Source organism: Fodinisporobacter ferrooxydans, assembly GCF_022818495.1.
GTDB lineage: Bacteria > Bacillota > Bacilli > Tumebacillales > MYW30-H2 > Fodinisporobacter > Fodinisporobacter ferrooxydans.
The window spans coordinates 3,577,546-3,591,146 of sequence record NZ_CP089291.1; the positions used below are offsets into that span (position 1 = coordinate 3,577,546).

A 13,601-nucleotide genomic window follows, 5' to 3' on the forward strand; every position below is an offset into this window, starting at 1 on the left:
ATCAATCCAGCATGTTGCAGCAAGTTTATTACAGGAAGGAATGTGGGTATGCGCAAGCCGTTCCCCATAAAAAAAAGCAGGCTTAACTCCGGATTGCTTGGCACCAAATCATATCAAGAACAAAAACAGGACGCTAAGGAAATAAATATGCAGCAACATCAACAAGCGCATCAGGCAACGTGTGCAAAGAACCTGGATAAAAAGTCCGAGCCCAAGAACATACAGATCCATACTGATGTGGCCCGCAATAAGACATATTTGACGGAGTTGTTTTCCAAATGCTCGGATATCATTTTGCATGAAATTCAGATTATCAACGGGCCGAACATGCTGCTGTTGAAAGTGGATGGCCTTGCCGACACCAGTCATTTTGATGACAATGTGTTAAAATCGCTGATGCTTAGTCCCGGCGTGGCGGCACAAATGGATCAGCAGCCGCCATATACGGCGGAAGAGCTTATGATGCGTTTCATTCCCATGGGACAATCCAAAATCATGAAGACGATGTCGGAAGCGATCGATCATGTGCTTACAGGGGATACTGTCGTGTTTTTCAATGGATATGATCAAGCGATCGCGATCAGTGCAAAGAAATGGGAACATCGCGCCCCGGAGGAGCCGTCGACAGAAGCGGTTGTACGAGGCCCGCGGGAGGGGTTTGTGGAAAGCATCCGCACAAATACCGCCCTGTTGCGACGGCGCATTCGAACCGTTGATTTTAAAATCGAAAGCCTGAAAGTAGGGCGTGTGACCAAAACGGATGTGGCCCTTGCCTACATCGAAGGAATCGTCACAGATTCTGTAGTCGATGAGTTGAGAACGCGTCTAGAAAGAATCGACATCGACGGTGTCATCGACAGCGGCTATATCGTGGAATTTATCGAAGATCAGCCGCTATCGCCATTTCCGCAAATCCAGTCAACGGAACGTCCGGATACGGTGACGGCATGTCTGTTGGAAGGACGTTGTGTCATATTGATTGACGGGAGCCCATTTACTTTGATTGCACCTGTGAATATTTGGGGATCCCTGCAGGCAAATGAGGATTATTACCAGAGATTTTTGGCGGCTACCATCATTCGCTGGATCCGTTACATTTTCACACTCATGGCGCTCTTGTTGCCGTCTATGTATATTGCTATTACAACATTTCATCAAGAAATGCTTCCGACCAATCTGTTGCTAAGTTTGGCAGCCGCCCGTGAAGCATCCCCTTTTCCGGCTCTGGTGGAGGCGTTCATCATGGAGATCACATTTGAGGCGTTACGTGAGGCAGGCGTGCGATTGCCAAAAGCGGTCGGGCAAGCGGTCAGTATTGTCGGGGCACTGGTGATCGGGCAAGCAGCCGTGCAAGCGGGGATTGTGTCATCGCCAATGGTGATTATCGTCTCCGTGACCGGCATCGCCAACTTTACGATACCGCGCTATGAATTTGCCTTGGGCATTCGCATACTACGGTTTCCGCTTATGATCTTGGCTGGAACGTTTGGATTGTACGGAATTGTCATCGGCTTGATCGCGATTATCGGACATATTTGCGCTCTGCGGTCAGTGGGCGTGCCCTATGCCGCGCCACTTGCACCATTTTCCATAAAGGGGTTAAAAGATACATTGCTGCGAGCACCATGGTATTCCATGAATTGGCGTCCGCGGTTATTCGGCTATCAAAACAGTGTGCGCGTTCCAAAAGGTCAGAAGCCTCGTCCGCCGCAGCAGAATGTTCCAAAACGGCGGGGAGGATCCTGATGCTGGAAAAAGGCCGAATTTCAAGCATACAGTTTTATATGGTTTCGATTATGATTGTAATTGGCACCACCATTTTGTTTATACCAGGCTTATCCGTGGGATTGGGGGGAAGGGATGCCTGGCTTGCTCCCATCCTCGCAGGACTCGTCGGCATGCTCGTCATGCTGGTGATGATCCGATTGAACAAATATTTCCCGGAGCAAACGCCGGTAGAATATCTGCAAATCTTGTTCGGAAAATGGCTGGGAGGAATCTTTGCGGCCTATTTGCTGTGGGCGTTATTGCGTTTTTTTGCGGCGATGATCCGCGAAGGCACGGACTTTATTATCACCGCTGCACTGAGCCGCACTCCGGCGGAAGTCATTACCGTTTTGATGCTGAGTGTCGTCTTTTACGTCGTTCGCCAAGGGGTTGAGGTGATCTCCCGTTTTACGCAGTTTGTGGTTGTCATCGAACTGACTCAAATGGTTGCAAGTGTTCTATTCTTTTCATCCAAGGATGTGGAAATCAGCCATCTGACCCCGCTCTTTGAAAAAGGGTTCCTACCTGTGTTAAAAAGCAGTTTCTTATTGAGCGGCTGGTTTGGAGAACTTATCGTGGTCGGATTTTTGCTGCCGTTTATTCGTGTCAGGCAAGGGACTGCCAAGGCGGGATTATGGGCTGTTGCAACCATCATCGTGTTGCTTGTGATCAGCAATTTTTACACGATCGGCGTGTTCGGGGACGTGATCGCCTCGCGCATGCAATATGGCCTGTATGAAGTGGCACGTTATATCAGTATTGCCGAATTTTTTGAACGATTGGATCCGATCGTCATGGGAACATGGATCATGCTGATGTTTTGCAAGCTTGCCATCTTTTGTTATGTCATCTCGCTGGGAATGGCACAATTGCTGAGATTTACTGATTACCGGCCGCTTGTCAGCATCGTCTGCGTGATCGCATTTACGATGAGTGAACATATTTTCGTAAACCAAGGGGATATGGTTCATTATTTTTCAATTCCCTATCCTCCATACGGATTTCTGTTGGAAGTGGTTGCACCAATCCTGATTCTCGGTTTTGCAATGTTTCGCATGCGAAAGGAGCATCAAAGTGTGTAAGAAAAAAAGGGGAAGTCATTTGGCGCTTGGCATCCTGCTTGGATGCAGTCTGTTTGGTTTGGCAGGCTGCTGGGATCGCGTGGAAGTCAATGATCTGGCGATCAGCATGGCCGCATCCATCGACAGCGCTCCAGGCGGTAAAATCCGCTACAGCAAACAAATTGCCATACCTGGCAGAATGGGAGGGGGAACGGGTGGTCCGCCAACTTCACAGGGTCCGCCCTATACAGTACTTTCAGCAGTTGGCGTTGACATGAAGGACGCCATGCAAAACATTCAAAAGAAATTGTCCCGGCGGCTGTTTTTGGCACATCGCCGGCTTTTTCTGATCGGAGAACCGCTGGCACGCAAGGGAATTAAAGATCAAATCGATGAAATGTCACGCAACCCGCAAACCCGTCTGCGCACAAATGTAGTGGTCACAAAAGGCGAATCGCTGGACTATTTGAAAATGGGCTATCCCTTCGAACGGGTGCCCGCGGAAGGGTTGCGCAAGATTCTGTATGGAGAACAATCCAATTTTGAAATGGACATCAAGGAACTCATGGTTACATTGGCCACTCCTGGTTCTGAAGCGTTTGTGCCCATCATTACGCTTGGCCCACCTGCGACAGGGGCAGCCAAATCATTCAAAGCGGACGGATTGGCTGTATTTCGCAGCGGAAAAATGGTAGGAACGCTTACAGCACATCAGGAACGGGGGGTCTTGTGGCTGCGCAATCAAATCAACAGAGCGACGATCACGATCGGCGTACCGGGGCACAAAGGTAAAATCAGTATGAATTTGCTGCGTGTCCAAAGCGATTATGGCATTAAAAAAATAAACGGACACCCAGCTATGTACATCCGATTTGTCCCAGAGGATGATATTTTGGAAAACAATACGGATTTGGATTTGAGCAATCCCAAAAATATTGCGCTCGTGGAGCGTATATTTTCTGCCAAGATCCAACGGGAAATCAAGGAATCACTCGACATTCTGCAACACCGCTATCATTCCGATATCGTGAAATTCGGGGACCGTGTACATCATGCATATCCGCAAGAATGGAACACATGGGTCAAACATTGGGATCGGGAATTTGCCCGCATGCCTGTTACAGTTGTAGTCAATGCAAAAGTTCGCAGAGTAGGGATGACGGGTCCTTCCTTAACGCGTATGGAAGGGGAGATCGAACACTGATGGGAAAGATCATTGCCTGGATCCTCTGCCTGATCATTCTTGGTCTGTTGGATTTGCCAAACATGTGGAGAAAAAAAGACCGGTATGAAATGGGGATGTTTGGGGCGCTGCTGGTTGTTGGAGTTGTCTACGGCATCCTGTCAACATTAGGTATACCATTGCCAGACCCTAATCAGCTTGTTCGCGATTTTTTCGAACCATTGGGAAAGAGGTTGATGAAATCAGCCGTTTAATCGATCACGCGAAGACATTCGCGCTTTCTTTGCTGAAACATGATACAGAATGTAATTTGGGGGAAATGGCGTGTTTTTTAAATGTGCACAGATGTATTTTAACAAAACCTTAAACATCTCTTAATAATATACCGTTATATTATGTAATGTTTAATAAAGTTTCCTTCATTCCTTTTCAAATGGTGAGGTGTTTCGAGTAAGGGATGGTTCACTTTTAAGTGTTCGTAACATTGAGGAGGGTACATTTGAGTTATACGATTAAAGATATTGCCAACCGGGCAGGAGTTTCAAAGTCTACAGTTTCCCGAGTGATATCCGGGAATGGCTATACAAGTCTTGAGACCCGGCAAAAAGTGTTGGATACCATTCAAGAACTGCACTATAAGCCGAATGCGCTGGCAAGGGCCATGGTCTCGCAACGTACGCATAATATTGGGGTGATTATATATCGTCAGCATCATCCAATCGCATCACATCCGTTTTACGGCAAGATCCTGGATTCGATTCTAACGACCGCCGAGAGCCTTGATTATTCTGTATTTGTTACAACCGATAAGGAAATGTCCAGTCGTTCCGCTGATTTTATGCTGGAAAAAAGAGTAGATGGGTTGATTTTAATCAGTCGTCTCAGCAAAGAAGTCATTGATTATATTCATAGTTTTCAGATTCCGTATCTCATGGTAAATGGTACGGTGGAGGATGATCAGGTGATCCAGATTGTGAATAATGATGAAAAAGGCGGCAGGCTTGCGGCAGAGCATTTATTTCAGTTGGGGCATCGCCAATTCAGTATCATTACAGGGCCACAGGAACATAGAAGCCATTATCTTAGATTTCAGAGTTTTCGCCGGAGAATCGAAGAACTCGGTGGAAATATTTTGAAGGAACATGTCTATTTTTCGCCGACATCGAGATTCGAGGATGGTTTTAAAGGATTAAACATCATGTGGGAACGTTCCCGTCTGCCATTGGCCATTTTTGCAACGAATGATATGTTGGCGCTTGGCGCGATACAATCACTCTGGGAAAAAGGTGTACGGGTCCCTGAAGATATGGCTGTTATGGGATTTGACAATGTGGAGTATTCAGCCATGTCCGTTCCTCCTTTAACGTCCATCCATGTGGAAAAAGAAAAAATGGGTTACGATGCAGTCATAACACTCGATCGATTAATCAAAGGTGAGACTGTGAATCCGGTTTGGATTGAACTAGAACCCAAGCTGGTTGTTCGAAAATCCACCTTGCGTGTTTAGATCGCGCAAATAGAAATTATAAAACCGAGTATTTGAAACGGACATCTTAGAGGAGACAAATAAATGAACGGGTATATCATGAGTGTTTTGCTTGCTGTTTTGGCAGGGGGAATGGGTGCAGTACAAGGGACGGTCAACGCAGGGATCGGGAAAATCAATGGACAGTATGTGATGATCATCGGAGTCTCTATCGTCCAAGCCATTGTCAGCAGTGTTATTCTTCTGAAAAACGGTTGGCCCCCATCGTCTTCAAACTTATTTTCTCCCTGGATGATTCTGGCAGGGATATTGGGAGTAGGCATCATGTTTGGCATATCGTCTTCCATTGGATCCATCGGTCCCCTTACCGTTTATGTTTTGGTTATTCTCGGTCAAATCATGACATCAAGCGTCATTAATCATTTTGGGATGTTGGGAGTTCCGCGAATGCCGATCACTCCTCAAAAGATCGCCAGCATTCTGATTATCCTGCTTGGAGTTTACTGCTTAAGCAAATCGTCTTAAATCACCTACCGTATGTTAAAAACTACTATATGTTAAAAACTACTATATGTTAAAAATGCTAAGATGAAGCCCTGTATTTGGAAATTTAACGTTTACTGAAACTTAAAATTTAATCAATATGGATTTAATAATTAAAATTTATATTGATAACAGTAGAAATGAAACAAGAAATACATTTGGCAAGAAATGTGGGAACGTTCCCTTAAATTGAAATTGGCACTTCATGATGTGGGAACGTTCCCCCAATTTAAGAATAACGACACGTTAAAGAGGGAGAGGTTCAAAAATGAAACGATCAACAGCAGGTATTTTGGCGACTCTCGTACTGGGAATGGGCATTGTGAGCGGTTGCGGGGGGAATGACACGAAAACAGTGCCTTCAGGCAATGCAAGTGGAGTTGTTACCATTGTAGCCCAAACAGCGGGGGAAGAAAAAACTCGCGTTGACAACCTGGTGCAAGCGGCTGATGAATTGAATAAGGAATTGAAAGCTGAAGGAAAAAACGTACAGGTCAAAGTGAAAACAAATGATTTCCAAGGTAGCTGGGATGACTATGCGAAACAGTTTATGCTCGCATTTAAAGCCAACAAAGCACCTGATATTTACGCGACAGGACATGAGAATATCGGTTGGTTGGCGGATGGACATTATATTCTGCCGCTAGATAGCTTGAAGAATTCGAAAGCCTACTCTGATGTTTTCCCTACTTTATGGAACGCCGTCACATATAAAGGCAAGATCTGGGGAGCGCCACAGGATACGGAAGCACGTCCGGTCTTCTATAATAAGGATATTTTAAAGAAAATGGGTTGGACGGACCAGCAGATCAATGATCTCCCTGTCAAGGTAGAGAAGGGCCAATTTACTCTTGATGATATGACAAAGCTAGCGCAAGAAGCGCAATCGAAAGGATTGGCACAGTACGGAATTGTTCATCGTCCGGTCGACGGTCCTGACTTTTCGGAATTTGTTTATGATTTTGGCGGCAAGCTTTATGATCCGGCGCAAAATAAGATCGTGTTTGATAAACCGGCTGTAGCGAAACAGCTCAATTATTTCTATGAAATTGCACAAAAGAAATTAATTCCGGACCATTTGACATCGATGGATTGGACAAGCATCCACAAGACCGTTGTAAATGGCAAGACACTGTTTTATTACGGCGGAATCTGGAATGTGTTCAACTGGAGTCAAGGCAACTACAATGACAAGCTTGGAAAAGTCGATGCCAAGTGGGTCAATCAACATTTCGGAATGATGTTGGTTCCGGCGGCTGAAAAGGGCGGCAAACCGGTCACATTGTCGCACCCGTTTGTGTATACCGTATCTTCACAAACGAAGCATGCGGATTTGGTGGAACGGTTGTTGGAATTGGTTGCTGCGCCTAAGTATCAAGTAAAACATGATTTGACGACGTTTCATCTGCCAGTGACCAAGTCTGCGGCAGAAGATCCGGCATTCAAGGCAGACGTGACATTAGGGAACGTTTCCTATATGACAAACTATACGACATTCATACCGAATTTGGACAAATTTCCGCAATATTCAAAAGATGTCTTCAATGCCATTCAGGCGGTGGAGCTTGGTAAACAAACACCGGATGCCGCTATGAAAGACTTGGAAGTTCAATTGAAAAATGATCTCGGCAATGAGTTGGAAATCGTTCAATAATAAAGTACATGTGCCGGAAATAAGCCCCTTTGTAGCTGAATCGACACCTTGTACCTGGCTCATACAGCCGGGTACAAGGATTTAAAGGAGGAACGTTCGTGCCAGCATTGATTCGAAAATGGAAGTTTCCTTTCCTGATGCTCGGACCCTTTATGATTCTTATTTTTCTTTTCTTTTTTCTGCCGGTGATTTTGATTGCTGTGTTGGCTTTTACCGGAATGGATTCCTCCATGCAGTGGACCTTTAATGGTTTGGAAAATTTTAAGCATTTGGTGAGCGATCCGAATCTGGGCGTCATTTTAAAAAACACATGTCTCTATGTTTTCTTCACGCTGCTCATCAATGTGTTCTTCGGCTTGATACTGGGAATTTTGACAACATACTTCATTCAAAAAGAATCCATCGGTCTGCTATTTCGGACATTGTGGATGTTGCCTCGGATTTCACCGCCGGTTGTCTATGTATTGTTATGGCTATGGTTTTTTGATCCCAGCCAGTACGGTGTGCTGAACAGTTTTCGGGCATTTTTGCATGTACCACCCGAAAAATGGCTGGCAAGCAATCCGATGACCGCGGTTATTTTGGCAAACGGTCTTGTAGGTGCTTCTTATGGAATGATCATATTTTCGTCTGCCATCAAATCGATCCCCGGCGAGTTGATTCAGGCGGCGCGGGTAGACGGAGCTTTCCATTGGGCCATGATTCAGGATATTATCATCCCGGCTGTTCGCTGGCCGCTGATGTTCGTTACATTATGGCAATTGTTATCTTTGTTGACTTCCTATGATTATATCTTGCTTTTAACAAATGGCGGACCATTGTATAGCAGTGAAGTATTGGCATTGTATTCCTATCATAAAGCATTTGAAAACTTTCAATATGGATATGGTTCGGCTTTGGCGTTCATTCTGGTCGGCATTGCCTTGGTCATGACGACTATTCTTTGGAAAATCTTCGGAATGAATAAACTGATGGGTTCTTCCCGGATCGAGTAAAAAGGAGATGACGGAATGGAATTTACCAAAAGAGGGGCGGCGAGGATGAGGACAATCGCGGCAGGTGCCGACAAAAGAATTTTACTTTGGAAAAAAAATCTCCCTCATATTCTCGCATATGGCATCCTGGGAGTTGCTACGTTGCCGATCATTCTCATGTATCTCTGGCTTTTGCTCAGTTCTTTTGCAAAACAAATGAAGTATGGATTTATCCCTGTTCACATTTCGTTGGAAAACTGGAGCTTCTTATGGTCCAATGTGCAGCAGGCCGGAACCACTTACCCGAGCATTTGGCTGGCTGCCTGGAATTCCTTGTTGTTTTCCGGTTCGCTGACCATGCTTGAAGTCATCATCGGGGTAATGGCCGGATATGCCCTTTCCCGGTTGGATTTTCCCGGTCGAAAAGGGCTTATGAAAATGACGCTCCTGCTTCATGCTTTCCCAAGTGTAGCCCTTTTAATCGCTGTCTTCTATATTTTGAATTTCTTGGGATTGTTTGATTCGATCTGGGGAGTTGTACTGGTTAAAACAGCGCTGCAGATTCCAATGACTGCATGGATTATCAAAGGCTTTTTTGATGATGTTCAATGGGATGTCGAATGGGCCGGCATGATCGATGGCTGCAGTCGCTTTAAAGTTTGGTATTCCATCGTCATTCCTTTGATTAAACCGGGGATTGCCGCCGTCAGTATTTTTTCCTTTTTATCCGGCTGGTCTGAGTTTCTGCTTTTGTATTCATTTATTTTAAGCGATGCTAACGTGACTTTAGCCACTTATCTGCAAAAGTTGATCAGTGATCCGAATCAAATTAATTATGGTCTGTTAAGTGCTGTATCCCTGTTTTATATGATTCCGGTTTTGGTTCTCTTTATTGTTTCGCAGAAATCGCTCATGCAAGTCAGTGCCGGAGGAGGAAAACGCGTATGAAAATTGAACTGCGGGATTTGTGCAAAACATTCGATAAAAAATCAAATGCCATAAATCACTTGAATATCGAAATCAACGATGGAGAATTTATCTCTTTGCTTGGACCAAGCGGATGTGGGAAGTCGACCACAATGCTTATGTTGGCCGGCATTTACAAACCTACCGGCGGAAGTATTCTTTTTGATAATCGTTCGGTCGGCGATCTTGAGCCGCAAAGGCGAAATATCGGCATGGTGTTTCAGAGTTATGCGTTGTATCCCCATATGACGGTATTGGAAAATATCGCGTTTCCTTTAAAGCAGATGAAGGTTCCCAAAGCAGAACGATTGACACGCGCGAAACAAGCTGCGGCCATGGTCCGGCTTGACAGCTTTTTGGACCGAAAGCCTAGCGAACTGTCTGGAGGACAGCAGCAGCGGGTGGCATTGGCGCGCGCCATCGTCAAGAAACCCTCCCTTTTGCTGCTGGATGAACCGCTTTCCAACCTCGATGCCAGGCTGAAAATTGAAATGCGTGAAGAAATTCGCAAACTGCAAAAAGAACTCGGGATTACGACCATTATGGTGACACATGATCAGGAAGAAGCCATGACCATGGCTGATCGCATAGCGCTCATGAAAGATGGCGAATTGGTTCAGTATGCTTCTCCCATGGAGCTTTATAATAATCCAAACAGTTATTTTGTCGCTCAGTTTATCGGCACACCTCCGATGAACTTCTTACAGGGGAATATCCGGGTCAACGGAGACACGATTGACTTTGGCATGCAAAACAAGACGATTCCATTCAAAAATACGCATGTTTTGTTCGAGAGGGAAAACCAGGGAGTTTACCTGGGAATCCGGCCGCACGATTTAAAGGTTGGGGCCGATGGAGATCTTTCCTTCCAAGGAATAGTTCGGTTTGTGGAACCGCTTGGCCACTCCATACTGGTAAGCGTCGAGATCGAAAATGCCATGGTTCGTGTTTTGACGAACCCGCATTTTACCGCAAGTTATGGAGAGAACGTCACGATCAGTACGCAAGTGGATTCTGTTCAACTGTTTGACGCGTTGACAGGAAGATCATTAAAACTTGGTGAGAAAGATCGGATTTTCGTTTAGAGACTAGAAAGGGAAGACAGATATGAATTTTGAAAAAGAAGAAAGCAGCCTTCTGGAAGCCGCCATTCGATATGCCAAGGATGCGGGGCAACTGATTCGTGAACGGATGAATGGCATTCAAGTTATTGAAATGAAAAAAAACAGGTCGGATCTTGTGACAGAAGTCGATAGATACAGTGAAGAATTTTTACGGAGAATCATTCATCGGGAATATCCGGAACATTGGATTTTATCGGAAGAAGACAACGGTCAGGCAGATTCTTTTCAGGCTTTTGTGGAGAAAGGACCAGGTTGCGGATGGATCATTGATCCGATTGATGGGACGACCAACTTTATTCACGGGATTCCTCATTTTGCTGTTTCGATTGGCATTGTTCGGGAGTGGGCGCCGATTGTCGGCGTCGTTTACAACCCGGTGACAGACGAGCTTTTTTACGCAAGGAAAAACGCAGGCGCCTTTCGAAATGGAGAAAAGATTACAGTAAGTGCTGCGGATTGTATGGAAGATGCTCTTCTGGCTACCGGATTTCAAGCACTTGAGTGGAAACCGGACACGCGGTTATTAAAACAAATGAATGCACTTACCGGGACTTGTCGCAGTTTTCGCCTCTTGGGGGCTGCAAGTCTTGATCTTTGCTGGACGGCAAGCGGGCAATTGACAGGTTTTTGGCATGACGGTTTGCACCCGTGGGATGCGGCTGCCGGGATCGTAATCGTTCGAGAAGCGGGAGGCAAGGTGACCAATCGTGATGGAGCGCCATATAGCCTTAGGGATAACACTCTGGTTGCGTCTAACAGCCGAATCCATGAGGAATTCCTAGCTGTCATTACACGTTGAAAGAACGGTGGTAACCATGAGACAGTCTCTAATCACAGCACACAGTGGCTGCATGCATACACCGCCTAATTCCATTGCGTCCGTATGGGAAGGGCTGAGGGCCGGAGCGGATCTGATTGAAGTGGATGTCAGGACGACGAAAGACCGGGTAGTTGTCCTGCTGCATGATGAACATGTTTCTACTCCTTCCGGATTCAGGAGTGTACAGGACTTGACTTTTGAGGAATTGAAGAAACTCACATCAAGGAAAGAGATCATCCGGCTCGAGGATATTTTGCCGCTGATTCGTGAAAAAAACCGGATGATCAATCTTGATGTAAAAGAGGACCGCGCAATTGGACCGATGATCGAAACCGTCGAAACATTCTCGATGAGAGACCATGTGATGATTAGCGGCTGTGAAAAAGTACGGGCTTCTTACTTAAAGGAAACGTATCGCCCCTATCAAGTGTTGCTGAATGCAAGTGCAAACCTGTTTGCAGATTGCGAGGATGATTACCACGTATTTGTAAAAGAAACATGCAGGGATGCGATAGCCGCGTCGTGCTGCGGCATCAATATCAACTATTCCTTTTGCCGGGAAGAACTGCTGGATTATGCCGGGCTTCGCTGCTTGCCTGTTTTGGTCTGGACGATTGATGATCCCCCGGTGATGGAAAAATTTTTAGGTATGGGAGTGCACTCGATTACGAGCAATGATGTGCGGACACTCATGCAGTTGCGAGATAAGCGAAAATGGGAGTGTGAAAAGGTATGATCGATATTTATACGTTTGAATATAATAATGGGGCGAATGAGTTTATTAAACTGGTTAAGGATGGCAAGGTTTCAAATTCAGAGTATTATCAATTTGCGATCGCCCAACTTGAGTTCATAAAAAAGGCAAGTCCGAATCCAATCCCGTATATTAATCAGCAAGCAGAGTATTACCATTTGGATGGGAATCTGCGGCGAGCCGGTGAACAATATCATGAAGTTTTGCGCAGAGATCCGTTTGTTCCTTTATCGGAAAAAGAAACGGAACGGATTCGAAAGTTCTGCCCGATCCTGCGAGTCATTCCAAAGGAATGCTTTCCACTGAAAGATTTTGTAGCCATTCATCACCCGACAGAACCTTTAATTGGCTATCATTTCTTTTGGGAGGATGATTATGATTTTCCGGATGATTATGAACCCTGTGATCATGAAGAAATGTGGGTGAAGTACGATCCCGAAACAGAAATTGTGACAAATGTCATGTCATTTTTTCATAGCCGCGTGATTGAATCGGATGCGGCTGTCCTGGAAGCCGGAGAAAATCATCAGCGACCGGTCATCCGGATCGAGTGGGGAAAACACGGCTCACTGTTAAAAGGCTGGGAGGAAATGCAAGAGCCTTTAACGGGAGTTCCGATCATGGAGTGGTTGAAAACCACTTATGAACATGTTAAAGCGGGCGGTCGTGTGCCGAAGCATCCTCTAAAAAGGTTCTGGCCGCAAGGGTTTGAGGGAACGTGGGAAGAATATGTGGATTTCTCCATTACAGTAGATCCGCTGAAGTTGCTGGAAAAAAAGCCTCTTATGTTTAAAACGCGCTGGGTAAATGCTGTCATGTTTACGCAGTGCCTGCTCTACAATTTTCATCCCAAAATGGAGTGGCCGGAACGTTTCTTTGACTCGATTCAGGATGAAAAAGGAACGGCGAAAGGAAATCATGAATCGTATCAGATTGTAAACAAAGGCTAGAAAAATCCTGCGGGAAATACGGTAAGTACACTTGGCGATACGAAACGAATACATTTGTTGGAGCATAAGTTACTTGTTTGCAACTTATGCTTTTTCTGTAGTTCTAAGACAGTTTACTGTTGCTCGGCATTAAACTAAAAGATTGTGTGGAATTGAAAGGATTGGGAAAAACTAGCTTCGGGCAAAGCCGAGTGTACAGAATAAAAGACTGTACTTGTTGAATTGAAAAACGCTTTAATATACAATATAAAAAGTTACTTTAGTTAGTAAAGTTATAATGAATCAGAATTATTACAAAATCAAAGAAAAAGAGGAGAAT

General features: G+C 45.2%; 13 protein-coding genes. All 13 read left to right on the plus strand.

Features of this window, described 5'->3' with window-relative positions; translation table 11 throughout:
• Positions 1-48: 48 nt before the first annotated feature.
• Positions 49-1,746 carry a spore germination protein gene (locus tag LSG31_RS17190; RefSeq protein ID WP_347436276.1) on the plus strand — a complete coding sequence of 566 codons (1,698 nt, stop codon included), beginning with the start codon at positions 49-51 and terminating at the stop codon, positions 1,744-1,746.
• On the plus strand, positions 1,746-2,849 hold the full coding sequence (locus LSG31_RS17195) for a GerAB/ArcD/ProY family transporter (protein WP_347436277.1): 1,104 nt from the start codon (positions 1,746-1,748) through the stop codon (positions 2,847-2,849). Before LSG31_RS17190 ends, LSG31_RS17195 begins: the two co-directional genes overlap by 1 nt.
• The gene (locus tag LSG31_RS17200; protein ID WP_347436278.1) at positions 2,842-4,032 is read left to right on the plus strand and encodes a Ger(x)C family spore germination protein; all 1,191 of its coding nucleotides are present in this window, start codon (positions 2,842-2,844) and stop codon (positions 4,030-4,032) included. Before LSG31_RS17195 ends, LSG31_RS17200 begins: the two co-directional genes overlap by 8 nt.
• Positions 4,032-4,265 (plus strand): hypothetical protein, encoded by a 234-nt coding sequence (locus tag LSG31_RS17205; RefSeq protein WP_347436279.1) that lies wholly within the window; start codon positions 4,032-4,034, stop codon positions 4,263-4,265. The genes LSG31_RS17200 and LSG31_RS17205 overlap by 1 nt, the downstream gene beginning before the upstream one ends.
• A gap of 245 nt (positions 4,266-4,510) precedes the next feature.
• Entirely contained in the window at positions 4,511-5,518 is a 1,008-nt protein-coding gene (locus LSG31_RS17210) for a LacI family DNA-binding transcriptional regulator (RefSeq protein WP_347436280.1), read from the plus strand.
• A gap of 63 nt (positions 5,519-5,581) precedes the next feature.
• Positions 5,582-6,022: a DMT family transporter gene (locus LSG31_RS17215; RefSeq protein WP_347436281.1), complete on the plus strand. Its 441-nt coding sequence runs from the start codon at positions 5,582-5,584 to the stop codon at positions 6,020-6,022.
• Positions 6,023-6,308: 286 nt separating this feature from the next.
• Entirely contained in the window at positions 6,309-7,694 is a 1,386-nt protein-coding gene (locus LSG31_RS17220; RefSeq protein WP_347436282.1) for a sugar ABC transporter substrate-binding protein, read from the plus strand.
• Positions 7,695-7,792: 98 nt separating this feature from the next.
• Positions 7,793-8,689, plus strand: a complete 897-nt coding sequence (locus LSG31_RS17225) for a carbohydrate ABC transporter permease (RefSeq protein WP_347436283.1) — start codon at positions 7,793-7,795, stop codon at positions 8,687-8,689.
• Positions 8,690-8,734: 45 nt separating this feature from the next.
• On the plus strand, positions 8,735-9,616 hold the full coding sequence (locus LSG31_RS17230; RefSeq protein ID WP_347439551.1) for a carbohydrate ABC transporter permease: 882 nt from the start codon (positions 8,735-8,737) through the stop codon (positions 9,614-9,616).
• The gene (locus tag LSG31_RS17235; RefSeq protein ID WP_347436284.1) at positions 9,613-10,719 is read left to right on the plus strand and encodes an ABC transporter ATP-binding protein; all 1,107 of its coding nucleotides are present in this window, start codon (positions 9,613-9,615) and stop codon (positions 10,717-10,719) included. Before LSG31_RS17230 ends, LSG31_RS17235 begins: the two co-directional genes overlap by 4 nt.
• 22 nt (positions 10,720-10,741) lie before the next feature.
• The gene (locus LSG31_RS17240; RefSeq protein ID WP_347436285.1) at positions 10,742-11,557 is read left to right on the plus strand and encodes an inositol monophosphatase family protein; all 816 of its coding nucleotides are present in this window, start codon (positions 10,742-10,744) and stop codon (positions 11,555-11,557) included.
• Positions 11,558-11,573: 16 nt separating this feature from the next.
• Positions 11,574-12,314 carry a glycerophosphodiester phosphodiesterase gene (locus LSG31_RS17245; RefSeq protein WP_347436286.1) on the plus strand — a complete coding sequence of 247 codons (741 nt, stop codon included), beginning with the start codon at positions 11,574-11,576 and terminating at the stop codon, positions 12,312-12,314.
• Positions 12,311-13,282, plus strand: a complete 972-nt coding sequence (locus tag LSG31_RS17250) for a hypothetical protein (RefSeq protein WP_347436287.1) — start codon at positions 12,311-12,313, stop codon at positions 13,280-13,282. The genes LSG31_RS17245 and LSG31_RS17250 overlap by 4 nt, the downstream gene beginning before the upstream one ends.
• Positions 13,283-13,601: the final 319 nt, after the last annotated feature.